At 73.5% G+C, this 24,572-nt stretch carries 24 protein-coding genes; 13 read left to right on the top strand and 11 right to left on the bottom strand.

All coding sequences use genetic code 11. The features are described from left to right. Positions 1-10: 10 nt before the first annotated feature. The gene (locus ACSLTV_RS04985) at positions 11-1,603 is read right to left on the bottom strand and encodes an MFS transporter (RefSeq protein WP_432135702.1); all 1,593 of its coding nucleotides are present in this window, start codon (positions 1,601-1,603) and stop codon (positions 11-13) included. Between the two features lie 178 nt (positions 1,604-1,781). Here ACSLTV_RS04985 and panB point away from each other — a divergent pair, with 178 nt between their 5' ends. From panB to ACSLTV_RS04970, 3 genes are all read left to right on the top strand, one after another. Next, positions 1,782-2,657, top strand: coding sequence for a 3-methyl-2-oxobutanoate hydroxymethyltransferase (gene panB / locus ACSLTV_RS04980; protein WP_432135703.1), 876 nt, complete (start codon positions 1,782-1,784; stop codon positions 2,655-2,657). Positions 2,658-2,831: 174 nt separating this feature from the next. After that, positions 2,832-3,857 carry an ATP-binding cassette domain-containing protein gene (locus tag ACSLTV_RS04975; protein WP_432135704.1) on the top strand — a complete coding sequence of 342 codons (1,026 nt, stop codon included), beginning with the start codon at positions 2,832-2,834 and terminating at the stop codon, positions 3,855-3,857. After that, positions 3,854-4,717, top strand: a complete 864-nt coding sequence (locus tag ACSLTV_RS04970) for an ABC transporter permease (protein WP_432155782.1) — start codon at positions 3,854-3,856, stop codon at positions 4,715-4,717. The genes ACSLTV_RS04975 and ACSLTV_RS04970 overlap by 4 nt, the downstream gene beginning before the upstream one ends. A 12-nt stretch (positions 4,718-4,729) precedes the next feature. Here the strand turns inward: ACSLTV_RS04970 and ACSLTV_RS04965 are convergent, their stop codons facing one another. Together ACSLTV_RS04965 and ACSLTV_RS04960 are read right to left on the bottom strand one after the other, a co-directional pair. Next, entirely contained in the window at positions 4,730-8,404 is a 3,675-nt protein-coding gene (locus ACSLTV_RS04965; RefSeq protein WP_435611687.1) for an AfsR/SARP family transcriptional regulator, read from the bottom strand. A 37-nt stretch (positions 8,405-8,441) separates the two neighbouring features. Next, entirely contained in the window at positions 8,442-8,816 is a 375-nt protein-coding gene (locus tag ACSLTV_RS04960; protein ID WP_432135707.1) for a DUF6578 domain-containing protein, read from the bottom strand. Positions 8,817-8,934: 118 nt separating this feature from the next. On the opposite strand from ACSLTV_RS04960, the gene ACSLTV_RS04955 reads away from it, so the two are divergent. Next, a complete protein-coding gene (locus ACSLTV_RS04955; RefSeq protein ID WP_432135708.1) occupies positions 8,935-9,708 on the top strand; it encodes a site-2 protease family protein in 774 nt (257 codons plus the stop codon). On the opposite strand, the gene ACSLTV_RS04950 is transcribed toward ACSLTV_RS04955, so the two are convergent. Next, positions 9,690-9,872, bottom strand: a complete 183-nt coding sequence (locus tag ACSLTV_RS04950) for a hypothetical protein (RefSeq protein ID WP_432135709.1) — start codon at positions 9,870-9,872, stop codon at positions 9,690-9,692. The two genes, ACSLTV_RS04955 and ACSLTV_RS04950, sit on opposite strands and share 19 nt — an antisense overlap. A gap of 59 nt (positions 9,873-9,931) precedes the next feature. Next, entirely contained in the window at positions 9,932-10,651 is a 720-nt protein-coding gene (npdG, locus tag ACSLTV_RS04945) for an NADPH-dependent F420 reductase (protein WP_432135710.1), read from the bottom strand. A 140-nt stretch (positions 10,652-10,791) separates the two neighbouring features. Between npdG and ACSLTV_RS04940 the strand changes: the two genes are divergently transcribed. After that, complete coding sequence (locus ACSLTV_RS04940) at positions 10,792-11,394, top strand: hypothetical protein (protein WP_432155784.1); 603 nt, start codon at positions 10,792-10,794, stop codon at positions 11,392-11,394. A 147-nt stretch (positions 11,395-11,541) separates the two neighbouring features. Here ACSLTV_RS04940 and ACSLTV_RS04935 read toward each other — a convergent pair whose 3' ends face one another. Then, positions 11,542-11,775, bottom strand: a complete 234-nt coding sequence (locus tag ACSLTV_RS04935; RefSeq protein WP_432135712.1) for a hypothetical protein — start codon at positions 11,773-11,775, stop codon at positions 11,542-11,544. 63 nt (positions 11,776-11,838) lie between these two features. On the opposite strand from ACSLTV_RS04935, the gene map reads away from it, so the two are divergent. Both map and ACSLTV_RS04925 read left to right on the top strand, forming a co-directional pair. Next, a complete protein-coding gene (gene map / locus ACSLTV_RS04930) occupies positions 11,839-12,696 on the top strand; it encodes a type I methionyl aminopeptidase (RefSeq protein ID WP_432135713.1) in 858 nt (285 codons plus the stop codon). A gap of 108 nt (positions 12,697-12,804) precedes the next feature. Continuing rightward, positions 12,805-13,452: a heme oxygenase (biliverdin-producing) gene (locus tag ACSLTV_RS04925; protein ID WP_432135714.1), complete on the top strand. Its 648-nt coding sequence runs from the start codon at positions 12,805-12,807 to the stop codon at positions 13,450-13,452. 31 nt (positions 13,453-13,483) lie between these two features. Here ACSLTV_RS04925 and ACSLTV_RS04920 read toward each other — a convergent pair whose 3' ends face one another. Together ACSLTV_RS04920 and ACSLTV_RS04915 are read right to left on the bottom strand one after the other, a co-directional pair. Next, entirely contained in the window at positions 13,484-13,720 is a 237-nt protein-coding gene (locus tag ACSLTV_RS04920; protein WP_432135715.1) for a hypothetical protein, read from the bottom strand. A 152-nt stretch (positions 13,721-13,872) separates the two neighbouring features. Then, complete coding sequence (locus tag ACSLTV_RS04915) at positions 13,873-14,517, bottom strand: PhzF family phenazine biosynthesis protein (RefSeq protein WP_432135716.1); 645 nt, start codon at positions 14,515-14,517, stop codon at positions 13,873-13,875. A gap of 230 nt (positions 14,518-14,747) precedes the next feature. On the opposite strand from ACSLTV_RS04915, the gene efeO reads away from it, so the two are divergent. The 4 genes from efeO to ACSLTV_RS04895 are packed head-to-tail and all read left to right on the top strand — an operon-like array spanning position 14,748 to position 19,040. Continuing rightward, positions 14,748-15,902 carry an iron uptake system protein EfeO gene (gene efeO / locus ACSLTV_RS04910; RefSeq protein ID WP_435611686.1) on the top strand — a complete coding sequence of 385 codons (1,155 nt, stop codon included), beginning with the start codon at positions 14,748-14,750 and terminating at the stop codon, positions 15,900-15,902. A gap of 16 nt (positions 15,903-15,918) precedes the next feature. Then, positions 15,919-17,172, top strand: a complete 1,254-nt coding sequence (efeB, locus tag ACSLTV_RS04905) for an iron uptake transporter deferrochelatase/peroxidase subunit (RefSeq protein WP_432155788.1) — start codon at positions 15,919-15,921, stop codon at positions 17,170-17,172. Positions 17,173-17,176: 4 nt separating this feature from the next. After that, the gene (efeU, locus tag ACSLTV_RS04900) at positions 17,177-18,064 is read left to right on the top strand and encodes an iron uptake transporter permease EfeU (protein ID WP_432135719.1); all 888 of its coding nucleotides are present in this window, start codon (positions 17,177-17,179) and stop codon (positions 18,062-18,064) included. Continuing rightward, a complete protein-coding gene (locus ACSLTV_RS04895; RefSeq protein ID WP_432135720.1) occupies positions 18,033-19,040 on the top strand; it encodes a hypothetical protein in 1,008 nt (335 codons plus the stop codon). Before efeU ends, ACSLTV_RS04895 begins: the two co-directional genes overlap by 32 nt. A gap of 65 nt (positions 19,041-19,105) precedes the next feature. On the opposite strand, the gene ACSLTV_RS04890 is transcribed toward ACSLTV_RS04895, so the two are convergent. From ACSLTV_RS04890 to ACSLTV_RS04880, 3 genes are all read right to left on the bottom strand, one after another. Beyond that, the gene (locus ACSLTV_RS04890) at positions 19,106-19,843 is read right to left on the bottom strand and encodes a bifunctional DNA primase/polymerase (RefSeq protein ID WP_432135721.1); all 738 of its coding nucleotides are present in this window, start codon (positions 19,841-19,843) and stop codon (positions 19,106-19,108) included. Between the two features lie 90 nt (positions 19,844-19,933). After that, positions 19,934-20,554: a TetR/AcrR family transcriptional regulator gene (locus ACSLTV_RS04885; RefSeq protein ID WP_432135722.1), complete on the bottom strand. Its 621-nt coding sequence runs from the start codon at positions 20,552-20,554 to the stop codon at positions 19,934-19,936. Positions 20,555-20,655: 101 nt separating this feature from the next. Continuing rightward, positions 20,656-21,657 carry a Gfo/Idh/MocA family protein gene (locus ACSLTV_RS04880; protein WP_432135723.1) on the bottom strand — a complete coding sequence of 334 codons (1,002 nt, stop codon included), beginning with the start codon at positions 21,655-21,657 and terminating at the stop codon, positions 20,656-20,658. A gap of 93 nt (positions 21,658-21,750) precedes the next feature. On the opposite strand from ACSLTV_RS04880, the gene ACSLTV_RS04875 reads away from it, so the two are divergent. Beyond that, on the top strand, positions 21,751-23,055 hold the full coding sequence (locus ACSLTV_RS04875) for a multidrug effflux MFS transporter (RefSeq protein ID WP_435611685.1): 1,305 nt from the start codon (positions 21,751-21,753) through the stop codon (positions 23,053-23,055). Then, positions 23,004-24,185: a serine hydrolase domain-containing protein gene (locus ACSLTV_RS04870; protein WP_435611684.1), complete on the top strand. Its 1,182-nt coding sequence runs from the start codon at positions 23,004-23,006 to the stop codon at positions 24,183-24,185. The genes ACSLTV_RS04875 and ACSLTV_RS04870 overlap by 52 nt, the downstream gene beginning before the upstream one ends. The last annotated feature ends 387 nt before the right edge of the window (positions 24,186-24,572 follow it).

Raw genomic sequence — 24,572 nt, 5'->3', positions numbered from 1 at the left:
CCGTCGGCGCCTACTCCGGTACCCCGGCCAGCTCCCGCTCACCCTCGGCCGGTTCACCGGCGGACGGCCGGCCCGGCAGGAACAGCGCGACCACGACCGCGCCCAGCACGGCCACACCGGCCCCGCACAGGGCGGTGACGTGCATGGCGTGCAGGAAGGCGTCGTGGGCGGGTGCGACCAGCGCCTCGCCCCGCTCGCCGAGTCCCGCCGCCACGCCCAGGGTGGCCTCGATGGACTCGCCGGCGGTCTCCCGCACACCCGGCGGCAGCGCGCCCAGGTCGCCCTCGATGCCCGTGCGGTACGACGTCGACAGCACCGAGCCGAGCACGGCGATGCCCAGGGCGCCGCCGACCTGCCGGAAGGTGTTGCTCAGAGCGGACGCGGAGCCGGCCTTCTCGCGGGGCAGCGCCTGCATGATGACGACGCTGGTCGGGGTCATGATGTGGGCCATGCCGGCGCCCATGAGGAAGAAGACGACCTCCAGCAGCCAGATCGGGGTGTCCTCGTCCAGCGTGGCGAACGCCACCAGGGTCGCCGCGATCAGCACCATGCCCGCCGTGGTGGTCGCCCGGTTCCCGAACCGGTCGACGACCAGCCGGGCGCGCGGCGCGAAGACCAGCTGGGCGAGGGCCAGCGGCAGCAGGAGCAGACCGGTCTGCAGCGGCGAGTAGCCGCGCACGCTCTGGGTGTAGAAGACCGAGAAGAAGGTGACACCCATCAGCGCGAAGAAGACCAGCGCGATGACGGAGATCGCCGCCGAGAACACCTTGTTCCGGAAGTAGGAGATGTCGATGGACGGGTGGTCGCTGCGCTTCTCGAACAGGACGAACGCCACGAGCACCGCGAGACCGGCGGCGATGGTCGCGAGGACGGTCGGGTCGGTGAAGTCGGCCAGCTCACCGCCCTTGATGATGCCGTAGACCAGCAGCACCAGGCCGACCACCGACAGCGCCACGCCGACCGGGTCGATCCGGCCGGGGTTCGGGTCGCGGGAGTCGGGCACCAGCCACACCATCAGCGCGAGGGCGACCACCACGATCGGCACGTTGACCAGGAAGACCGAGCCCCACCAGAAGTGGTCGAGCAGCACGCCGCCGGTGATCGGGCCGATGGCGATGGCGAGGCCGACCCCGCCCGCCCAGATGCCGATCGCCTTGGGCTGCTCCTCGCGCTCGAAGACGTTCATCAGGACGGCGAGGGTGGCCGGCATGACGAAGGCCGCGCCGAGGGCCATCAGCGCGCGGAAGGCGATGAGCTGACCCGGTGAGCCGGACTCGGCGGCCAGCGCCGAGCCGACGCCGAACACGACGAGGCCGCCCAGCAGCACCTTCTTGCGGCCGATCCGGTCGCCGAGCAGGCCCGCGCTGAACAGCAGGCCCGCGAAGACCAGGGTGTAGGAGTTGATCGCCCACTCCAGCTCGCTCTGGGTGGCGCCCAGGCCGGTCGGGGCGGGGGTGGAGATGGTCTTGATGGCGACGTTGAGGATCGAGTTGTCGAGCACCACGATCAGCAGGCTGAGCATCAGCACGCCCAGGATCGCCCAGCGGCGACGGTGCACGGCCTCCGGTATGCGGCCGGGTGCGGGAGAAGCGGCAGTGGTCATGCGTCGAGCCTAGGAGGAGAACCCCCGATTTCCGATACGGAACCGTCTCGTATCGGAATTCTTTACTGAGGTCTTACCCACAGGGGGCGCTCTGGCCCCCGTCGGCACGAAGTGCCACCATGGAGGTGGTCCGGGGACGCCGTCAGGGCGCCTCGAGATGACGTAAGGAGCCGTTGCCATGACGCAGCTTTCGGCTGCCCAGAGCGCACCGCACAAGCCCTCCGACGCCGGCAAGGCGCTGTACGGGGGCAAGACCACCCGCCGCATCACCGTGCGCGACATCGCCGCCGCCAAGGAGCGCGGCGAGAAGTGGCCCATGCTCACCGCCTACGACGCGATGACCGCGTCCGTCTTCGACGAGGCCGGGATCCCGGTGATCCTCGTCGGCGACTCGGCGGGCAACTGCCACCTCGGGTACGACACCACCGTTCCGGTCACCCTCGACGAGATGACCCTGCTGTCGGCGGCCGTGGTGCGCGGCACCCGGCGCTCCCTCGTCGTCGGCGACCTCCCCTTCGGCTCGTACCAGGAGGGCCCCGTCCAGGCGCTGCGCTCGGCGACCCGGCTGGTGAAGGAGGCCGGGGTGGGAGCCGTCAAGCTGGAGGGCGGCGAGCGCTCGCACCGCCAGATCGAGCTGCTGGTGGAGTCCGGCATCCCGGTGATGGCCCACATCGGGCTCACCCCGCAGTCCGTCAACGCCATGGGCTACCGCGTCCAGGGCCGGGGCGAGGAGGCGGCCGCGCAGCTGCTGCGCGACGCCAAGGCCGTGCAGGACGCCGGCGCGTTCGCGGTGGTGCTGGAGCTGGTCCCGGCGGAGCTGGCGGCCGAGGTGACCCGGGTCCTGCACATCCCGACGGTCGGGATCGGGGCCGGCGCCGAGACCGACGCGCAGGTCCTCGTCTGGACCGACATGCTGGGCCTGACCTCCGGCCGGGTCCCGAAGTTCGTCAAGCAGTACGCGAACCTGCGCGAGGTGATGACCGGGGCCGCCCGGGCCTTCGCGGAGGACGTCGTCGGCGGAACGTTCCCGCAGGAGGAGCACTCCGTCCACTGAGCCACCGCCGCACCACGGACAGCCCGCCGACTTCCCCCATCGGCGGGCTGTCCCCGTTCCGCCCGGCCCGGCGCGGACGCGCGCCCCGGGGTGTCGGTGGCGTGTCGGTGGTCTGTAGGCGGGTTGTCGGCGGCTGTCGGTCCCCTGTCGGTGGGCGCTGGCAGCGTTCTCGGCATGACGCGCATCGACAACGACCCCGCCGGCGCCGCGAGCGCCGTGACCGTACGGGGACTGGCCAAGCACTACGGCGAGACCAAGGCGCTCGACGGAGTGGACCTGGACGTGCGGGAGGGCACCGTGATGGGGGTGCTCGGCCCGAACGGCGCCGGGAAGACCACGCTGGTCCGCATCCTGTCCACGCTGCTCGCCCCCGACGCCGGACAGGCCACCGTCGCCGGCTACGACGTCGTACGCCGGCCCCGGCAGCTGCGCCGGGTGATCGGGCTCACCGGACAGTACGCCTCGGTCGACGAGAAGCTCCCGGGGTGGGAGAACCTGTACCTCATCGGCCGGCTGCTGGACCTGCCGCGCAAAGAGGCGCGGGCCCGGGCCGACGAGCTGCTGGAGCGGTTCTCCCTGACCGAGGCCGCGCGCCGGCCGGCGGGCACGTACTCCGGCGGTATGCGGCGCCGGCTCGACCTCGCCGCGTCGATGATCGGCCGGCCCGCCGTGCTGTTCCTCGACGAACCCACGACCGGCCTCGACCCCCGCACCCGCAACGAGGTGTGGGACGAGGTCAAGGCCATGGTCGGTGACGGGGTCACGGTCCTGCTGACCACCCAGTACATGGAAGAGGCCGAACAGCTCGCCTCCGAGCTGACCGTCGTGGACCGCGGCCGGGTCATCGCCCGGGGCGGCATCGACGAGCTGAAGGCGAAGGTCGGCGGCCGGACCCTGCGCGTACGGCCGGCCGACCCGCTCCGGCTGCGGCCGCTCGCCGCGCACCTCGACGGCCTCGGCATCACCGGCCTGGCGGCCACCACCGTGGACACCGAGCGGGACTCCCTGCTGGTGCCGGTGCTCAGCGACGAACAGCTCACCGCCGTCGTCGGCGCCCTCACCGCCCTCGGCGTCACCCTCTCCTCCGTCACCACCGAACTCCCCAGCCTGGACGAGGTGTTCCTGTCCCTGACCGGCCACCGCGCCGGCGCCCCGCAGGACACCGTGCCCGCCGACACCCGCGAGGAGGCCGCCGCATGAGCGCCACCACCACCGCCCCCGACCGTACGCCCGCCGCCGCACCGGAAGCCGCACCGGCCGACGCCCCGGCCGACGTCCGGATCCCGCTGCGCGGGCATCTGCGGCACACCGGTGCCCTGATCCGCCGCAACCTGCTGTGGATCCGGCAGGACCCGGAGTCGATGTTCGACGCCGTCCTCTTCCCGATCGTCTTCACGCTGCTCTTCGTGTACGTCTTCGGCGGCTCCATCGGGCAGTCGCTGGGCGCCGCCGGCGGCCAGGAGGCGTACGTGCAGTACGTCATGCCCGGCATGCTGGCCATGATGGGCATGACCATGGCCCAGGGCGTGGGCACCGGCTTCAACACCGACTTCAACTCCGGTGTCATGGACCGTTTCCGGTCCCTGCCGATCGGCCGCGGCTCGGTGCTGTTCGCCAAGATCGCCGTCGAGCTGATGCGCATGCTGTGCGCGACCTGCGTCCTGATGGTGGTCGGCGTGCTGGTGGGCTTCGAGATCACCAACTGGGCCGGGCTGCTGGCCTCCGTCGGCCTGGCCGTGCTCTTCGGCTCCTCCCTGATGTGGGTCTTCCTCACACTCGGCGTGGTCATGAAGAGCGCGCAGTCCGTGCAGGCGATGGGTTTCCTGGTGCTGATGCCGCTGCAGTTCGGCTCGTCGATCTTCGCGCCGACGGAGTCCATGCCGGGCTGGCTGCAGAACTTCACCGACTACAACCCGCTGTCCTCCCTCGCGGACGCCGCGCGCGGGCTGATGGTCGGCGGTCCGGTCGCCCACGGCCTGTGGATGACGGTCGGCTGGTCGGTGCTGCTGACGGCGGTCATGGCGCCGGTGGCCGTCCACAAGTTCCGCACCAAGCACTGAGCCGGTGACCGCTCAGACCAGGGCGGCGGCCTCCTCGTAGGAGAGGCCGCCGCCCTCGGCGTACGCGCGCCGGTACTCCTGCTCGCCGAGCGCGGACCGCACCCGGCCCTCGGCCAGCTCCAGGGAGACCCGCTCCAGTCGGGAACGGACGTGTTCGGGTGTCAGCAGCGCCTCGGCGGCGCCCAGGCAGCGGGCCGCGTCGGCGGCACGCGCACCGTCGTCGACACCGCCGAGAGCCACGGCGGCCACCGTGAGGTAGAGGGGGCGCACTTGCGGGGCGATGGCCTGGGCCAGCGTGTCCCCGGCCCGGTCCAACGCCGTGCGCACCGTCTCCAGGGCCTTCCCCGAGTGGCCGTCCACGGCGTCCAGCCAGGCCTCGGCGCCGAGCAGGAACGCCTCGAAGACGACGAAGTGCGCGATGCCGAAGTCCTGGCGCAGAAGCCGCAGTTGCTCGCGGGCCTCCGCGGTGCGGCCGGTGATGCCCAGCCAGCCGGACAGGAACAGCCGGGCGGCGGGCATGGCCTCGCTGGTGGCGTCCGTGCGGTCGATCACCTCGCGCAGGATGCGCTCACCCCGCTCGTCGTCGCCGGCCTCCAGCAGCACGCTGCCCAGCCGGGCGGCGAGGATCGACTGCTGGGCGCGGGCCCCGAGCCGTTCGGCGTGGGCCATGGCGTCCTCGTAGTCGGCGGCGGCCTCGCGGTAGTCGGCGCGGCGCTCATGGGCCTCCGCGCGGGCGGCCAGCGCCTCGGCCGCGCCCCAGGTGTCGCCCAGGCTCCGGAACCGCTCCAGCGCCTCGTCGGCGTCCCGGGCGGCGTCGCCGACCCATTCGGTGCGGTTGGCGAGCATGTTGGCGCGCAGTTGCAGACAGAAGGCGAGCTCCCAGTCGAAACCCGGGGTCTGCCGGCAGGTGCGGACGTTGGCGTCGATGATCTCGCGCAGCCGCTCCATGTCACCGGTCAGCATCACGGCGAAGAACCAGAGGATGCCGGGGGCACGGCAGGTCTGCGGCAGGCCGGGGACGTAGGTCGCGGCGATGGTGTGCAGCTTGTCCTGGGCCGCCGGGGTCTGCCACGCCTCCATCTCGGTGTGCATGGCGGCGAGGTGGGTCAGGTGCAGTCCGCGCCGGGCCTCCCACAGTTCCTCGCCGGTCAGCGGGGGCGGGGTGTCGGTGCACCGCCGTGTCACCGGGGCGGCCGGGCGGACCGGCTCGGCGAACGGGTCGGGGCCGAGGTCCATGACCGCGCGGGACCAGGTGCGGGACTCGATACGCAGGTCCCGGGTGTGCCAGTACCAGACCAGGGAGTGGACGAGGTACAGCCCCTCCTGCTCGTCGCGCGCGGCGACGGCGCGGCGCAGCGCGGTGCGCAGGTTCTCGTACTCGGTCTCGAACCGGGCGATCGCGGCACGCTGGTGGCGGCCGCGCAGCAACGGGTCGGTGGTGCGGGCGAGTTCGCGGTAGTACGTCAGGTGCGCGCGCTCGGCGTCGGCGCGCCGGCCGGCCTCGTCGAGGCGTTCGCCCGCGTACTCGGCGACGGTCTCCAGGAGCCGGTAGCGCATCTCGCCCTCGTCCGTGGGCGCGGCGGCCACCAGGGACTTGTCGACGAGCGAGCCCAGCGCCTCCAGGGCGACGGGGCCGCACACGGCCTCGGCGGCGGCCAGGTCGCAGCCGCCGGCGAACACCGACAGGCGGGTGAGGACGTCGCGTTCGTCGTCGTCGAGCAGGTCCCAGGACCAGTCGACGACGGCGCGCAGCGTCTGCTGGCGGGGCAGGACGGTGCGGCTGCCGGAGGTGAGCAGCCGGAAGCGGTCGTCGAGGCGGTCGGCGAGCTGCCGGGGGGTGAGCATGCGCAGGCGGGCGGCGGCGAGTTCGATGGCGAGGGGCAGGCCGTCCAGGCGGCGGCAGATCTCCGCGCAGGCCGCCGCGGTCTCCTCGTCGGCGTCGACGCGGAAGCCCGGCCGGGCGGCCGCGCCGCGCTCGGCGAGCAGCCGGAGCGCGACGGGCTGCGGCAGCGGCTCCACGGGGCGCAGCGACTCGCCGGGCACGCCGAGGGGTTCGCGGCTGGTGGCGAGGAGGGTCAGCCCGGGGCAGCGGGCGAGGAGTTCCTCGGCGAGGCGGGCGGCGGCCTCCACGACGTGCTCGCAGTTGTCGAGGATCAGCAGCATGCGGCGCCGGCCGCAGTGCTCGACGAGCCGCTCCACGGGATCGTCGTGGCGCTCGGCGACCGCCCGCATCTCCTCGGCGCCGGCGCTGTGCAGCAGGGTCTCCCGGCCTCCGACGGCGGTCAGTACGGCCCGGGGTACGGCGTCCGGGGCGTCGACCGGTGCGAGTTCCGCCAGCCACACCCCGTCCGGCGCGGCGTCCCGGAACCGTTCGGCGGCCTCCTGCGACAGCCGGGTCTTGCCCGCCCCGCCGGGGCCGAGCAGCGTCACCAGGCGGGCGGTGGCGAGATCCTCCCGCAGATCCTCGATGTCGGCCTCCCGGCCGACGAAGGAGGTGAGCCGGGCACGGAGGTTGCCGGGCGGCTGCGCCCCGGGGCGCGGCCGTCCGGCGTCGGGGGCCGGCCCTGCGGCGGCCCCGGCCGGGTCCGGCGACCCGGACGGCTCCGTCGACCCGGACGAACCGGAACGCACAGGTGCGGCCGGCCCCGCGAGCGGGTCCGGGCCCGCAGACGCTCCCGGAGCCGGGCCGGGGGCCGGATCACCGGACGAGACCGCAGCCGCCCCCGAAGCCACCCCACCCGGAGCCGACGCCGCACCGGAAGCCGCACCCGACGCCCCGGGCGAACCCGAGACACCACCGGAAACCGGACCACCGGACCCGACCGGGGACGCACCCGAAGCCGACGCCGCGCCAGAGGCCGGCCCCGGTGCCGCAGTCGGCGTCCCGCCCGGGGTGGTCGGCTCCTCGGGCGCCGTGGGGCGCCGGGCGGGAGCCGGGGCCGCGGGTCGGGTGGGCGCCCGCGGGGCGAGGAGTTGCGAGTGCAGGGTGCGCAGTTCGGGTCCGGGGTCGGCGCCGAGCCGGTCGGCCAGCAGCCGGCGCACGCCGTCGTAGGCGGCCAGGGCCTCGGCCGAGCGGCCGGCGTCGCGCAGGGCGCGCAGCCGCAGGCACTGCAGGGGCTCGTCCAGCGGATGCGCGTCGCACAGCGCCGTCAGCTCGGGCAGGGACCACTCGGCGTGGCCGAGCGCGAGGGCGGCGGCGTGGCGGGCGCGCAGCGCGTCCAGGCGGCGGGCCTCCCACCGTGCCGTCTCCGGGCCGCTGTCGGGCAGGCCGGTCAGGGCCGGTCCCTGCCACAGAGCGAGGGCGTCGTCGAGGGTGGCGGCGGCCTTGGGGGCGTCGCCGTCGGCCAGCGCGAGCAGACCGTCGGCGGTGAGGCGCTCGAAGCGGTGCAGGTCGACGTCGTCGGGGTCGGCGGTGAGCCGGTAGCCGCCGTCGACCGAGGCGACGGCGTCCGCGCCGAGCGCTCGGCGCAGCCGGCCGACCAGCGCCTGCAGCGCGCCGGCCGCGTCGGCCGGCGGATCGCCCGCCCAGACCTCCGCCACCAGCAGCCCGGCCGGCACCGTCCGCCCGGCCCGCAGCGCGAGGACGGTCAGCAGGGCACGCAGCCGCGCCCCGCCCACGGTGACGGCCGTGCCGTCGGGGCGGAGCACCTGAACGGTGCCGAGGATGCGGTAGCGCACGGGGTTCATTGTCCCTGTCGGTCGGGTGTGCTGGGGACGGCTCGGGTCAGGGGGCGGCCGGGACGTCCAGTGTCACCAGGACGCCCACCTCGTCGTGCCGTACGCCGCGCTCCCCCGGCTCGCCCTGCCGGAACCACTTCGGGCAGCGGTCCACCGGCCGCAGCGACCGGGTGCCGGGTACCGGCTCCCAGGTCCGCGAGCCCGGGCCGGTCTCGGCGTACCCCTGGGTGACCATCAGGATCTCCCGGACGCGGCCGGTGGTCTCGGGCCACTTGTCGCCGTGCCGCTCGACCACGTGGGGCGCCGGGGCGTCCGCGCCGTCGGCGGGCCGCAGCGGCCAGCCGACCTCGTCGCCGACCGCGAACGGCCGGCCGCAGCACTCCATCTGCCAGTCCTCGTAGAACACCTGCCGCATCCCCATGCCCCCACCTTCTCCGGAACCCCTGACCCGCCGCGAGACGTTTTCCGGTGCGCCGGGTACGGTCGGGGCGGTCCGCGCCCACACCGTCGCGCCCATTTCGTGAGAGTCAGGGAGCCCTATGACCACCGCCACCGCCCGCCGGCCCAGCGACCGGCGGGTCAGCCCGGTCTTCGTCGGCATCGTGGCCGTCACCGCGGTCACCGGGTGGGCCACCTGGAGCGGGTTCGCGGAGCAGCCCGGCGTGGCCGTGTTCCTGTTCGTGACCGCCGCCTGGGTCGTCTCCCTGTGCCTGCACGAGTACGCGCACGCGCGCACGGCCCTGCACGGCGGCGACATCACCATCGGCGCCAAGGGATACCTGACGCTGAACCCGCTGAAGTACACGCACGCGCTGCTGAGCATCGTGCTGCCGGTGGTGTTCGTGATCATGGGCGGTATCGGTCTGCCCGGCGGTGCCGTCTTCATCGAGCGGCACCGGATCCGGGGGCGCTGGCGCCACAGCCTGATCTCGGCGGCGGGTCCGCTGACCAACGTGCTGTTCGCCGCCGTGTGCACCGCGCCGTTCTGGCTGGACGCGCTGGACGGCGTCCCGGACGACTTCCGCCTCGCCCTCGCCTTCCTGGCGCTGCTGCAGGTGACGGCCGCCATCCTGAACTTCCTTCCGGTGCCCGGCCTGGACGGCTACGGCGTCATCGAACCGTGGCTGTCGTACGGCGTGAAGCGGCAGGTGGAGCCGTTCGCCCCGTTCGGGCTGCTGTTCGTGTTCGCGCTGCTGTGGGTGCCGTCGGTCAACGCGGTCTTCTTCGACCTGGTCGACACGGTGCTGCGCTTCCTCGGCGTGAGCGAGTTCGAGACGTACTACGGCCGGGACCTCTACCGCTTCTGGGCGTAGGCCGCCGCCCGGCCGCGCCGGACGTAGTACCAGGCCATGTTGGACGACAGGCCCGCCAGCAGCACCCAGACGACGCCAAGCCAGCTGCCCTCGACGAAGGAGACGACGGCCGCGGCCACGGAGAGCGCGCAGACGATCAGGGTGTACACGGCCAGGCGGGGCATGGGGTCGGCTCCTGTGAGGCGGGGGGACACTGCTGTGCCGTCCAGTGTCCCCCATGCGGTCACACGTCCGTGACGCGGAGCCCCGCGTGCGCCTTGTAGCGGCGGTTCACCGAGATCAGGTTCGCGACCAGCGACTCCACCTGGTGGGCGCCTCGCAGCCGGCCGGCGAAGATGCCGCGCATGCCGGGGATGCGGCCGGCCAGCGCCTGCACGGTCTCCACGTCGGCGCGCTCCTCGCCGAGGACCATGACGTCGGTGTCGATCTCGTCGATCTCCGGGTCCTGGAGGAGGACGGCGGACAGGTGGTGGAAGGCGGCGGTGACCCGGGAGTCCGGCAGCAGGGCGGCGGCCTGCTGGGCCGCGCTGCCCTCCTCGGGCTTCAGCGCGTAGGCGCCCTGTTTGTCGAAGCCGAGCGGGTTGACGCAGTCGACGACCAGCTTCCCGGACAGCTCCTCACGCAGGGACTGAAGGGTCTTGCCGTGGCCGTCCCACGGCACGGCGACGATGACGATATCGCTGCGGCGCGCGCACTCGGCGTTGTCGGCGCCCTCGACGCCGTGGCCGATCTCGTCGGCGGCGGCCCGGGCGCGGTCGGCGGCGCGGGAACCGATGATCACCTTCTGGCCGGCCCTGGCGAGGCGGTAGGCGAGGCCCTTGCCCTGCGGTCCGGTACCGCCGAGCACGCCGACGACGTGACCGGAGACGTCGGGCAGGTCCCAGGGGTCCTTGGCGGGAGCCTTACGGGCGGGCGCGGGCTGGGCACTGTCGGTAGAGGTCATGGCCCGACTTTACGCGGCGGCCTCCCCCGGGGCCGGGGCGGCGCTCCTCGCCGCTCCTCGCCCTGTCCGTTCGTCAGGTCGGGGGAACCGGCGGCGAACCGGGTGCCGGGACGGAGGTGACCGGGGCAGGATGCGGCGGCATGGACGCCGTACGGGTCGCGCTGCTGCGCGAGGTGCTTGCCGGGACCGAGTGGCTGGGGGCCACGCGCCGCTTCGCCGGGGCGTTGCGCGGATCGGTGGTGTCGCACGGGGGCGGTCTGCTGCTGGTGGGCACGGCGGCGTACGAGCCGTGGCACCTGGCGGCGCACCTGGTGGACGAGGCGGCCTGGTCGGACACGCCGGAGCTGGCGCCGACGCTGGTACGGCACGCCGCGCGGCCCGGGGATCCGCCGCATCTCGCGGTCGGGCTGGGCCGGATCGAGGCGGCGCGGCGCGGGGAGACGCTGCTGGTGGTGGCGCCGGACGGGGACGCGGCGCTGCTGGAGCGGGTGCACGGGGCGCGGAGGGCCGGTGCGACGGTGCTCGCGTTGGGGGACGGGGACGGTGAGTTGCAGGCCATGGCGCACGAGGGGCTGGCGGTGCCGGAGGGCGCGGAGCTGGACCTGGACACGGTGCAGCACCTGGTGAGCGCGGCGGCCGGCGAGGACACGGTCTCCTCGCCTCCCCGCGGCCGCCGTCGCTTCCGCGACCGCCTGGCCGCCCTGGCGGACTCCCTCACGGCCCCACCCCCGACGCCGTGGTGAGTGCCGTCGCCGACGGGGCCGAGGAGGGGAACGGGAACGGCGGGCCGCCGTCGCGGAGGCCGCGCCGTGATCAGGCCGCCGGGCGGCCGGCCGGTGCGGGCGTGCGACGGCGGGCGCTCGGGTGCCCCCGGTGTGCGGGCGACGCGGTCAGCTCTCGTCCGTCGGCTCGCCGGTCCGCGCGTCGTGCCAGCGCGGGTCGTTCTCCCACTCGAGGTTGCGTTCGCGGGCGGTCTGCAGGGCGTGTTCGGCGTCCTGGCGGGTGGCGTAGGGGCCGAAGCGGTCCTTGGCGGGGCACTCCGGGCCCTCCTCGACCTTCTTGTGCTCCAGGCAGTAGTACCACTCGCCCGGTTTGCCGACCGTACGCTTCTTGAACAGGGCCATGACCGGTTCCTTCCGTCGTCAACGGACATGGTCCCCCATCGCCGCTGTCTTAGACTCGCTGGCATGTCTGGCCAGTCGCTGCTCGTACCAGGGGAGCTGTCTCCCACCCGTTCCGTGCCCGGAAACATCCGCCGTCCCGAGTACGTCGGCAAGCCCGCGCCGGCCCCGTACACCGGACCGGAGGTGCAGACCCCGGAGACCGTCGAGGCGATGCGCGTCGCCGGGCGGATCGCCGCGCGGGCGATGGCGGAGGCCGCGAAGATCATCGCGCCGGGTGTCACCACCGACGAACTGGACAAGGTGGCGCACGAATACATGTGCGACCACGGTGCCTACCCCTCCACCCTCGGCTACCGCGGCTTCCCCAAGTCGCTGTGCACGAGCGTCAACGAGGTGATCTGCCACGGCATCCCGGACTCGACGGTCCTGCGCGACGGCGACATCGTCAACCTGGACGTCACCGCGTACATCGGAGGGGTGCACGGCGACAACAACGCCACCTATCCGGTGGGTGAGGTCGACGAGGAGTCCCGGCTGCTGGTGGAGCGCACCCGCGAGTCCCTCACCCGCGCGATCAAGGCGGTCAGGCCGGGCCGTCAGATCAACGTCATCGGGCGGGTCATCGAGTCCTACGCCAAGCGGTTCGGCTACGGGGTGGTCCGGGACTTCACGGGCCACGGCATCAGCTCGTCCTTCCACTCGGGCCTGATCGTCCCGCACTACGACAGCCCGCACGCCACGACGGTGATGCGGCCGGGGATGACCTTCACCATCGAGCCGATGCTGACCCTCGGGACCCACGAGTACGACATGTGGGACGACGGCTGGACGGTCGTCACCAAGGACCGCAGGCGGACGGCGCAGTTCGAGCACACGCTGGTGGTGACGGAGACCGGGGCGGACATCCTCACCCTCCCGTAGCCCGCGCCCCCACCCCTTTCGGTAACCCGTACGGAGGCCCGTCCCCACCGGGGGCGGGCTCCTGCTTGTACGCTTTTACCGACAGGTCGTCGGCAAAAGGCGGGTTCCATGGATTCCTTCTCGGCCGTCATCCGCACCGCGTCCCACGAGCAGCACACCGAGGCCGAGACTTCCCCCTTCATGAGCGCCCTGCTCGGCGGCAGGCTGCCCGTGAAGGCGTACACGCGCTACACCGAGCAGCTGTGGTTCGTGTACGAGGCCCTGGAGGCCGGCGCCGAGCGGCTGGCGGCCGACCCGGTGGCCGGGCCGTTCATCCGGCCGGAGCTGTTCCGGCTGCGGGCGCTGGAGCGGGACCTGGCCCATCTGCGCGGCCCTGGCCGGCGCTCGGCCCCGACGGCGCTGCCGGCCACCCGCGCGTACGCGGGCCGGGTGCGCGAGTGCGCCGAGCGGTGGCCGGCGGGCTACGTCGCCCACCACTACACCCGCTACCTCGGCGACCTGTCCGGAGGACAGTTCATCCGGGACCGGGCGGAGCGGACCTGGGGGTTCGCGAGGAAGGGCGACGGCGTCCGCTTCTACGTCTTCGAGTCCATCGCCAGTCCGGCCGCCTTCAAGCGCGAGTACCGGGCGCTGCTGGACGCCATGCCCGCGGACGACATGGAGAAGCAGCGGGTGGTGGCCGAGTGCCGACGGGCGTTCACGCTGAACACGGCGGTGTTCCGGGCGCTGGGCGAGGAGTTCCCGCTGTCGGCCTGAGCACGCACGCGCGCCCCGCACCCCGCGCCGTTCACGGCGTGGGCACGGGGCGCGTTCGCGCGACCGTGTCTCCGTGGTGGTCGCGGCAGTAGGCGCCGCCCCAGAAGAGGTCACTGGAGCTGGTGTCGATGCCGCCGAAGTAGGTGTCGCACGCGTCCCTGTCGTTGCAGTGACGCGGGTCGTGCTGGGCGGCGGAGGCGGTGGCCGCGCCCGCGGCGGTCAGCGCGACGGCCATGGCGGCGGCGGCAAGGACTGAACGAATACGCATGGGGTTCCTCTCCCAGGGGGACTGGACATGGCCAGAGGTCCCCTGGCGCCGCCGCGCCCACACGCCGGTCCGTCCGTACGGACGCGCGCCTTCCGCCCGTACGGACGGACGGACCGGCGCCCATCCGTCCGCCTGGGGCGGCACCGCCCGGGTCAGCGCTCCAGGAAGACCCGGCCGCCGATCTCCACCCAGCCGCCCGGCTGCGGAGCGGTGAGGATCTGGGAGCCGGAGCCCTGGGTGATGTTCAGGGCGCGGCCGAGACGGTCGGTGAGCAGCAGGGCCGCCGCACCCGTGGCCTCGTCCTCGTCGATGCCGTCGTCCCGGCCGGGGAAGGCCCGGGCGCGGATCCGCCCCGCCGGCTCGTCCTCCCACGCCCAGGCGTACACCCACTCGCCCTTGGGCGGCACCGGCAGCGCGTCGACCTCGGCGGCGGTGGCGTACGGGCGCAGGGTGCGCGGCGGCGCCCACTCCGGGCGCGCCTCGATCCAGCTGAACTCCCCGTCGAGGCGGGCGCCGACCACGCCGGCGGGAGTGACGAGTTCGGGCACGTCGAGCAGCCAGGCCGCGCCCACGCAGGGGTGGCCGGCGAAGGGCAGGCGCAGGGTGGGTGTGTAGATGTCGATGACGCCGCGCTCGGGGTCGTCCACGAACACGGTCTCGCTGAAGCCGAGCTTTCCGGCCAGTTCCTGGCGGTCGGCGCGGTCGGGGAGCCGCGAGCCGTCGCGGACGACGCCCAGTTCGTTGCCGTAGCCGCCGTTCGGCGCGCAGAAGACCCGGAGCACGTCGTAGTCAGTCACGCGGGCATTGAAGCACCCGGCCGCCACCGCCTTCCTCTTTGAGGTTCCCTTGACCTCCCCATGGGATCTGCTTTGCTCTTCCGTGATCTGATCGTGCTCTTACACCGTCTATGAGAGAGGAATCACGGCATGCGGGGTTATCACCTAGGTATGCCTTAGATAAGTTAGGCAAGCCTCACTGAACCTTGTGAGCTCTCTCACGTACGTTTCAAGCCAGACCAGGAGCCCGAATGCGCGCCGCCAGACTGTCCTTCGTCACCGCCGCCGCGGCCGCGGCGGCCCTGACCGCTGTCACGGGCTGCACGCAGAAGAGCGACGGCGGCGACGGCGACCGCGTGATCAACGTCACCGCCACCGACGACAAGTGCGAGACCTCCGCCAAGGAGATCGCGGCCGGCCACGTCGAACTCGCCATCGAGAACAAGGGCTCCAAGGTCACCGAGGTCTACCTGCTCTTCCCGGACGACCGGGTCGTCACCGAGCGCGAGAACATCGGGCCCGGCACCAAGCAGCGGGTCACCGCCGAGGTGAAGGCCGGCGAGTACCAGATCGCCTGCAAGCCCGGCATGAAGGGCGACGGCATCCGCCAGTCCCTGAAGGTCACCGGCGGCTCGGCCGCGAAGCGCGACCCGCGCCTGGACAAGGCCGTCGCCGAGTACCGCGCGTACGTACAGGAGCAGGCCGAGGCGACGCTCCCGCTGGCCGAGGTGTTCGCCAAGGCCGTCAAGGCCGGTGACCTGGAGGCGGCGAAGAAGGCGTACGCCCCCTCCCGCATCGGCTGGGAGCGCACCGAGCCGGTCGCCGAGTCCTTCGGCGACATCGACCCCGAGGTCGACGTGCGCGAGGACGGCCTGGAGGACGGCCAGGACCCGGCCACCGACTGGACCGGCTGGCACCGCCTGGAGAAGGCCCTCTGGCAGGACAAGAAGATCACCGACCGGGAGAAGCAGCTCGCCGACAAGCTGGTCACCGATCTGGAGGAGTGGGAGGAGCGCGTCGGCACGGCCGACATCTCCCCGACCTCCATGGCCAACGGCGCCAAGGAACTGCTCGACGAGGTCGCCACCGGCAAGGTCACCGGTGAGGAGGAGCGCTACTCGCACACCGACCTGGTCGACTTCAAGGCCAACGTCGAGGGCGCCCAGAAGTCCTACGAACTGCTCAAGCCGGTCGCCCAGGAGAACGACAAGGCGCTGGTCACCGAGCTGGACAAGCAGTTCGCCGCGCTGAACGCGCTGCTGGACGAGTACCGCCCCGACACGTCCTCGTACGACTTCACCTCGTACGACAAGGTGACCGAGGCCCAGCGCAAGGAGCTGTCCGACGCGGTGAACGCGCTCGCCGAGCCGCTGTCCAAGCTCGCGGCCGCCGTCGTCACCAAGTAACCGGAGGGCCACCGACATGACCGACACGGACAGCACCCCGAAGACGCCCACCCGGCGCTCGCTGATCGGCTGGGGCGGTGCCGGGCTCGCGCTCGGCGCCGCCGCGGCCGGTGGCGCGGTCGCCATGGCCCGCACCGGCGACGACGTGGACCCGGCGGGCGCCGACGCCGGTGCCGCGATCGCCTTCCACGGCGCGCACCAGGCGGGCATCGCCACCCCCGTGCAGGACCGGCTGCACTTCGCCGCTTTCGACGTGACCACCGAGGACCGCGCCGCGTTCGTCCAGCTGCTGAAGGACTGGACGGCGGCGGCGCGCCGGATGACCGCGGGCGACGCGGTCGGTGAGGGCGCCTACGGCGGACTGCCGGAGGCGCCGCCGGACGACACCGGCGAGGCCCTGGGCCTCAAGCCGTCCCGGCTGACCCTCACCATCGGCTTCGGGCCCTCCCTGTTCGCGAAGTTCGGCCTCGCGAAGCAGCGCCCCGACGCCCTGGTGGACCTGCCGAAGTTCCCCGGCGACGCCCTCGACCCGCGGCGCAGCGGCGGCGACCTGTGTGTGCAGGCCTGCGCGGACGACCCGCAGGTCGCGGTGCACGCGATCCGCAACCTGGCCCGGATCGGCTTCGGCAAGGTCGTCGTCAAGTGGTCCCAGCTGGGCTTCGGCAAGACGTCCTCGACGACGCCCGACGCGCAGACCCCGCGCAACCTGTTCGGGTTCAAGGACGGCACCCGCAACATCTCCGGCACCGAGACGGACCGGCTCGACAAGTTCGTGTGGGTCGGCGAGAAGGACGGCCCCGACTGGATGACCGGCGGCAGCTACCTGGTCGCCCGCCGCATCCGCATGCACATCGAGACCTGGGACCGCACCCCGCTGCAGGAGCAGGAGGACATCTTCGGCCGCGACAAGGGCGAGGGCGCCCCGGTCGGCAAGGCGAAGGAGCGCGACGAGCCGTTCCTGAAGGCGATGATGCCGACCGCGCACGTCCGCCTCGCCCACCCCGACTCCAACGGCGGCTCGACGATCCTGCGGCGCGGCTACTCCTTCACCGACGGCACCGACGGACTGGGCCGGCTGGAGGCGGGGCTGTTCTTCCTCGCCTACCAGCGGGACGTGCGCGAGGGGTTCGTCCGGATCCAGCGCAACCTCGCCACCGACGCACTGAACGAGTACATCCAGCACGTGGGTTCGGCGGTCTTCGCGGTCCCGCCCGGGGTCCGCGACAAGGACGACTGGTGGGGCCGGTCGCTGTTCGCCGAGGAGGCGTGAGCCGGTGTTCTCCAACTACCTGATCGGACTGCGGGAGGGCCTGGAGGCCAGCCTCGTCGTCTGCATCCTCATCGCCTACCTGGTGAAGACGGGCCGCCGCGACGCGCTGAAGCCGGTCTGGGCCGGCATCGGCGTCGCCGTGGCCATCGCCCTCGCCTTCGGCTGCGCCCTCGAATTCGGCTCGCAGGAGCTGACGTTCAAGGCGCAGGAGACGCTCGGCGGCTCCCTGTCGATCATCGCGGTCGGCCTGGTCACCTGGATGGTCTTCTGGATGCGGCGCACCGCCCGGCACCTGAAGGCCGAACTCCACGGCAAGCTCGACGCGGCGCTGCGGCTCGGCACCGGCGCCCTGGTCGCCACCGCCTTCCTCGCCGTCGGCCGGGAGGGTCTGGAGACCTCGCTGTTCGTGTGGACGTCCGTGCACGCGGCCGGCGACGGCACGCCCCGCCCGCTGATCGGGGCGGGCCTGGGCCTGGCCACCGCGGTGTTCCTCGGCTGGCTGTTCTACCGCGGGGCGCTGCGCATCAACCTCGCCAAGTTCTTCACCTGGACCGGCGGCATGCTCGTCGTGGTCGCGGCGGGCGTGCTGGCGTACGGCTTCCACGACTTGCAGGAGGCCGACATCCTGCCGGGCCTGACGAACCGGGCCTTCGACATCACCGGCGCCATCCCGCCGGACAGCTGGTACGGGACCCTGCTGAAGGGCGTGTTCAACTTCCAGGCCGACCCGACCGTGCTCCAGGTCACGGTGTGGCTGCTGTACCTGGTCCCGACGCTCGCGCTGTTCCTCGCCCCGGTAGGGTTCGCCTCCGGGAAGGGGAAGGTGAAGACACCGGATGACCAGTCGACGCAGTCCAAGGATGACCGGCCGTCCACGGCTCCGCGCTCATGACCGGAGCGGGTTCCGACGGGGGGCGCGCGGCGCCCTCCTGACGGCGTCACTCGCCGTCGTCGCCCTCGCGGCGAGCGGGTGCGTGGTGGTCCACGGGGAGCGCGAGGTCATCCCCACCGCGACGCCCGCCGAGGCCGAGAAGGCGGTCGAGCAGTTCACCGACGCCTACAACAAGGCCGACGCGGCGTACGACGCCTCCCTGGACGCCGAGTACACCACCGGTCCGCTCGGCGCGATCGACGCCGCCCGGCTGCGGGCCGGGCGCGTCAACAACCCCGACGGCAACCCGAAACACACCGACCTGGTGCTGTCGGACGTGAAGTACACCATCCCGCAGAAGGCGGGCTGGCCGCGCTGGTTCGTCGTGGACGCCGCGGCCAACAAGGGCGGCGCGTCGCGCTGGCTGATGGTGTTCCTGCGCAACGACGTCTCCGAGCCGTGGAAGGCGGCGTATCTGATGCTGGTGGCGCCCGACGAGGTACCCCGGTTCGCCGAGAACGCGGACGGGTGGGGCGAGGCCGTCGCCGCCGACGCCGCCGAACTGGCCGTGCCGCCCGGTGAGCTGAGCGACCACTACACGGCGTACCTGCGGCAGGGCGGCGACGGATACGCCGACGGCACGTTCACCGGCGCGCTGCGCGAGCGGCGGGCCAAGAACGCGGAGAAGCCCGGCCTGGTCACGCAGTACATCGACCAGCCACTCGTCGACGGCGACTACGCGCCGCTCGCGCTGCGCACCATCGACGGCGGGGCCGCGGTGTTCTTCAGCAGCCGGCACTTCATGAAGCAGACCGCGGCCCAGGGGGCGGCGGTGCCCACGCCGAACGCCAACGTGCGGGCGCTGACCACCGGGGAGATCAAGCAGTCGCTGACGATGGAGTTCGTCGCGAACACGGTGGTCGTCGACCCGGTGAAGGGCAAGAAGGTGTCGGTGCTGGGCCGGATCGAGGGGCTGACCTCGGGCAAGGGCGAGTGAGGGGCCCGGGGGCGGGCCCGCGGGAGCCTGTCGCGCGGATCGATCCCCGCGCAGGCGAGGAGCCCTCAGTGCCGTAGGGGCCAACCGCCCGTCGGGTGGTCCTCGTGCGCGCCGGCGTGTTTCGCGCAGGCGTCGGTGAGGGCCTCCAGGAGGGTCAGGGGGTCCGGCAGGGGGTTCTCCGGGCCGCGCACCCAGTGGACCGACCGGCCGTCGTCGCCGGGGAGGCGGGCCGGGGGGACCAGGACGTAGGAGCCCCGGCAGTGCCAGCGCAGCCCGGGGTGCTCGTCCATGGTCTCGGGGTGGCAGTCCAGCTCGCAGGGCCACCACTCGTCCTCGTCCTCGGGGGTGCCCCGGGTGAGGGTGAAGAAGGACATCCGGCCGTCGTCGCTCGCCGCGACCGGGCCGACGTCGACACCGGCGGCCAGCAGCCGGTCCAGCGCCTCGCGGCCGGCCTCCAGGGGGACGTCGAGGACGTCGTGGGTCATGCCGGTCGCGGTGATGAAGTTGGCCTGCGGCTGGTGCCGGGCCCAGCGCTCGACCTGGGCGCGGTCGGTGGTGGACTGGGTCTGCCAGGCGAACGAGACCGGGTGCCGGGCGGGGGTGGGGCAGCCCACGCGGTCGCACGAGCAGCCGTAGCCGGGGGCGGGGTGGGCGGCGGGGGCCAGCGGCAGCCCGGCCGCGGCGGCGGCCAGCAGCAGGGCCTCACGGCCGCCGTCGTCGGCGGCCTCCTCGGGAGCGCTGCCGCGCAGCCACCGGGAGAGCTTGCCCCGCAGGCTGGTCAGGCCCTGGAACTCGGCGCTCATCTGTCCCCTCGTCTCGCTGTCGTGCGGACAGCATGCCTCATGGTCCCACCATCATGCGCATCGGGGGGCCGGTGCCCTCAATTCGGACACTCACCGGGGCACCAGCCCGTACAGGGCGTAGTCGACGAGGACGTCCGTGTAGGCGTGGGAGAGCTCACCGGTGCGCTGCAGCCAGCGCTGGGCGAGCGGTGAGACGAAGAGCTCCAGGGCGATGCGCGGGTCGAGTCCGGCCCGTACCTGGCCCGCCGCCTCGGCGGCGCGCAGCCGGTCGACGTACAGCTGGAGGGAGGGTTCCAGCAGCTGGGCCACGAACTCCCGGCCCAGCCCCTCGTCGATCAGGCCCTCGGCGGCCAGCGCGCGGTACGGGACGTCGAAGCGGGGGTCCAGCAGTTCGTCCACGGTGGCGCGCAGCACCGCCTTGAGGTCGGCCGCCAGATCGCCGGTGTCCGGGATGGCGTACGACCGCGGCGCGGCGGCCTCGCCCTGCCCGTCCCGGTCGAGGAAGGCCTCCAGCAGCACCTCCGCCTTCGACGGCCACCACCGGTAGATGGTCTGCTTGCCGACCCCGGCGCGCGCCGCGATCCCCTCGATGGTGGTCCGCCGGTACCCGATCTCCCCGACGAGGGCGAGGGCGGCGTCGTAGATGGCCCGGCGGGACCTCGCGCTGCGGCGGGAGGCGTCGGGCAGCGGTTTGTCAGGGGTTTCGGCCATGGCCGTACGGTACCAATGCGGCGAGACGTCGCGTCTCGCAACGTGCGGGCCGGCATGAGGGGCGCGGGAACCGAGGCCGGCCACCCGCACCCCGGCGGGACCTAGAGACGCTCCCCGGGGTAGCGGACCCCGATCGAGGACCGCACCGCGTCGAGCGTGCGCATCACCGCGAGCGTCCCCTCCAGCGGTACGACGGGCGACTCGCTCTGCCCGGCCCGCACGGCCCGCATGACCTCGCGCGCCTCGTGCCGGAACGTCGTGCGCGGCCCGTCCGCGGGGTCGGCCAGGAACTCCTCCGGCTCCCGACCGGCCCGGTGCAGCACGAACCGCTCGGGGTGGAAGAAGCCCGCCGGGAGGTCGATCCGCCCCCGTGACCCGGTGACCGACGCGGTCGTCCCCGTGCCGCCGTCGATGGAGCAGTGCAGCGCGGCCAGCGCCCCCGAGTCCCAGGACAGCACCGCGCCGGTCTGCAGGTCGACGCCCTCCTCGGAGAGCACCGCCCGCGCGGCGATCCCGTCCGGCTCGCCGAGCAGGAGGTGGGCGAAGGAGACGGGGTACACCCCGAGGTCGAGCAGCGCGCCGCCGCCCTGATCGGGATCGCGCAGCCGGTGCGAGGGCGGGAAGGGCCCCTCCAGCCCGAAGTCGGCCTGCACGGTCCGCACGTCGCCGATCGCGCCGTCGGCGACCAGGTCCGCGAGCCGCCGGATCAGCGGGTTGCAGTACATCCACATCGCCTCCATCAGGAAGCGCCCCTCGCGCCGGGCCAGCGCGACGAGTTCCTCGGCCTCGCGCAGGTTCAGCGTGAACGGCTTCTCGCACAGCACGCCCCGCCCGGCCTCCAGGCACATCCCGGCGGCGGTGCGGTGCGCGGCGTGCGGGGTGGCCACGTAGACGACATCGATGTCGTCGTCCTTGGCGAGCGCAGCCCAGTCGCCGTAGGCGCGCGGGATGCCGAACCGCTCGGCGAACGCCCGCGCGCCGGCCTCGGTGCGCGACGCCACCGCCACGACCTCCGCGTCCGGCAGGTCGATGAGGTCGGCGGTGAACGCGGCGGCTATCCCGCCCGTCGCCAGAACGCCCCACCGCACCGTGTCCGTCGTCATCCCCAGCCCGCCCCTCGCGTCCGTCCGGCAGTCAGTACGAAGTTGTACGAGCTGAGAGCATAGGTGCCGCACGTGTCGAAGAGGGAGGGATACATGGCCGCAGGCGGGCCACCGACGTCGCAATCCACGGAATCCATACCGAACACGCCCCCGGCAGCGGTCGCGGCGCGCGCGGGGCGGCGCACCGGGCTGCTGGTGACGCTGATCCTCGGCGGGCTGACCGCCACTCCCCCGCTGTCCATGGACATGTACCTCCCGGCGCTGCCGGAGGTCACCCGCAGCCTGCACGCGCCCGCCGCGACCGTGCAGCTCACGCTGACCGCCTGCCTGGCGGGGATGGCGCTGGGCCAGCTGGTGGTCGGACCGATGAGCGACCGGTGGGGCCGGCGGCGCCCGCTGCTGGCCGGCCTCGCGGTGTACGTCGTGGCGACCGTGCTGTGCGCGGTCGCCCCGAACGTGCAGCTGCTGGTCGCCTTCCGGCTGGCGCAGGGCCTCGCGGGCGCGGCGGGCATCGTCATCGCGCGGGCCGTGGTCCGCGACCTGTACGACGGTGTGGCGATGGCGCGCTTCTTCTCCACGCTGATGCTGATCTCCGGGATGGCCCCGATCGTGGCGCCGCTGATCGGCGGGCAGATCCTGCGGGTGACGGACTGGCGGGGCGTGTTCGCGGTGCTGGCGGTGGTCGGCGTGGCGCTGACCGCCCTGGTGTGGGCCCGCCTCCCGGAGACGCTGGAGCCCGCCGAGCGGCACTCCGGCGGGGTCGGCGCCGCGCTGCGCTCGATGCGCGGGCTGCTGGCCGACCTGCCGTTCACCGGGTACATGCTGACCGGCGGGTTCACCTTCGCCGCGCTGTTCGCGTACATCGCCGCGTCGCCGTTCGTGATCCAGGAGATCTACGGTGCCTCGCCGCAGACGTTCAGCCTGCTGTTCGGGCTGAACTCGATCGGGCTGGTGGTGGCCGGCCAGGTCAACGGCAAGCTGCTGGTGGGCCGGGTCCGGCTGGACCGGGTGCTGGCGGCCGGGCTCGCGGTGATCGTGACCGCGGCCGCGGCGCTGCTGCTGATGTCGACGGGGGTGTTCGGCGAGGTGGGGCTGGCCCCGGTGGCCGGCGCCCTGTTCGTACTGATGTCGGCGATGGGGCTGGCGCTGCCCAACGCCCAGACGCTCGCCCTGATGCGCACCCGGCACTCCGCCGGGTCGGCGTCCGCGCTGCTCGGCACGTCGTCTTTCCTCGTCGGGGCCGTCGCCTCGCCGCTCGTCGGCGTGGCCGGAGAACACACCGCCGTCCCCATGGCGGTGGTGCAGCTGGCATCGGCTCTCGTGGCGGTGGCCTGCTTCGCGGGCCTGTGCCGTCCCTGGCGGGCCTCCGAGGACGTGGTGGAAGGAGCGGACAGCTGAGCGTGCCGAGACTGCGGGTCGACGCCCCGGAGAGGGCGGGCCTCGACCCCGAACAGATGGCTCTGCTCGCCCGTGGCGTGCGCGGGCTGACGGCCGGTGAGCGCCCGTGGGCGGCGGGCACGGTCGTCGTCGCCGGGCGCGGTCCGGTGATCGCGGTGCGGGAGGCGGCGGGCTGGGCGGTCCGGTACGCGGGCTACGACCCGGAGACCGACCGCGGCGTCGAGCTGCCGCCGGCCGAGCGGGTGCCGATGACCGTGGACACCCCGTTCGACCTGGCGTCGTTGACGAAGCTGTTCACGTCGGTGGCGGCGGTGCAGCAGATCGAGCGGGGGACGCTGGGGATGGACGCGCGGGTGGGTGCCTACCTGCCGGAGTTCCGGGGGGCCGCCGAGCACGGGGTGACCGTGCGGCACCTGCTCACCCACACCTCCGGGCTGCCCGCCGAACTGCCGCTGTACGACTGCGCGGACAACGCGGAACGGCTGGCGCTGCTGCGGGACCGGGGGCCGGTGGCGGCGCCCGGCGAGCGCCACCTCTACTCCGACGTGAACATGCTGCTGTTGCAGCGGCTGCTGGAGCGGCTGACGGGCCGCACGCTGGACGTCCTGTTCCACACCGGGATCACCCGCCCGCTGGGCATGGACTCGACCGGCTTCGGGCCCTGCCCGGGGGCGGCGGCGACGGAGGACCAGCGGCGGCCCTGGGCGAAGGCCGACCGGGGGATGCTGCGGGGCGTGGTGCACGACGAGAACGCGTGGGCGCTGGGCGGTGTGGCCGGACACGCGGGGCTCTTCTCGACCGGGAGCGACCTGGCGGTCTTCTGCCGGGCGCTGCTCGCGGGCGGCGCCTACGGTCCCGCACGGATCCTCGGGTCCGACTTCGTGGAGCTGCTGCTGGCGGCGCCGGGGCTGGGCTTCGCGGTGGACCAGCCGTGGTTCATGGGCGAGCTGGCGGGGCACGGGGCGGCCGGCCACACCGGCTTCACCGGCACCTCACTGGTGCTCGACCCGGCGACCGGCACGTTCCTGATCCTCCTCGCCAACACGGTCCACCCCCGCCGCCGCCCCCCGGACAGCACACCGCGCCGCGACGCGGCGACCCGCCTGGCCCGGGCGGTACGGCCGACTTGACCCGGCCTGCTCGGCCCGGGGCCGCGGGCTGGGGTCGTGGGGGGCGTGCGCCGGGCGAGGCGGCCGGGGTCTCGTGGCCCGTCCTCCGCCCGGCCCCACGCCTACTTGCCCCGGCCTGCTCATCCCAGGGCCGTAGGCGAGGGCCGCGGGCCGGGCGAGGCGGCCGAGGGCTCATGACCGCCCTCCGCCCCGCCCCACGCCTACTTGCCCCGGCCTGCTCAGCCCAGGGGCGTGGGCGGGGGGCGCGTGCCGGGCGAGGTGGCTGGGGTCTCGTGGCCCGTCCTCCGCCCGGCCGCAGGGGGGGAGGAGGCCGTGAGCCGGCCGACGGGGCGCCGGCTGCCTGGCCGCCCGGGGCCGTGGCCCGGGTCACGTGCCTCTCCGCGTCCT

Origin of the sequence: Streptomyces sp. bgisy159 (assembly GCF_965341775.1) — a bacterium.
Taxonomy (GTDB): domain Bacteria; phylum Actinomycetota; class Actinomycetes; order Streptomycetales; family Streptomycetaceae; genus Streptomyces.
This window is presented reverse-complemented; position numbering and strand designations above follow the sequence as displayed.